At 67.4% G+C, this 559-nt stretch carries 1 protein-coding gene; it reads right to left on the reverse strand.

The annotated features are described in order from the left end of the window. A partial coding sequence (locus MOV76_RS39420; RefSeq protein WP_247266620.1) for an ADP/ATP-dependent (S)-NAD(P)H-hydrate dehydratase occupies positions 1 to 559 on the reverse strand: 559 nt, incomplete at both ends.

Here is a 559-nt window from a genome sequence, read left to right on the forward strand (position 1 = left end):
GGCAGCCGCTGCCTCGAAGCCCGGCAGGCCCTGGGCGAGCAATCCGCCGATGATGCCGGCAAGCACGTCGCCGGAACCGGCGGTGGCAAGCCAGACGGGAGCGTTGGTATTGATGAGCGCCCGTCCATCAGGCGCGGCGACGACGGTATCGGCGCCTTTGTAAATTATCGCAGCATTGGCGCGGCGGGCGGCGGCCAAGGCCTTGTCCACCTTGCCGAGCCCCTCGTCGCCGCCGATATCGGGAAAGAGCCGCGCGAATTCGCCTTCGTGCGGCGTCAGCACCAGACGCGGCTCACCCCGGAAAAGATCAAACAGCTGTTGCGGATCGTCCTTGAACGAGGAGATGCCGTCGGCATCGAGCACCAGATGGCGATCGGCAAGGGCCGAGACGAAGCCGCGCGCCCTGGCGCCTATGCCGAAACCGGGGCCGAGGACGAAGGTTTGCAGCCGCTTGTCGGAGAGCCAGTCGCCGAGGTCGGCCTCGTCGTCGATGGCATGCAGCATGACGGCAGTGAGATGTGCAGCATTGGCGGCCATGGCCGCGCGGGGCGCGGCGATC

It is taken from the genome of Rhizobium sp. PRIMUS64 (assembly GCF_023006465.1).
GTDB lineage: Bacteria > Pseudomonadota > Alphaproteobacteria > Rhizobiales > Rhizobiaceae > Rhizobium > Rhizobium leguminosarum.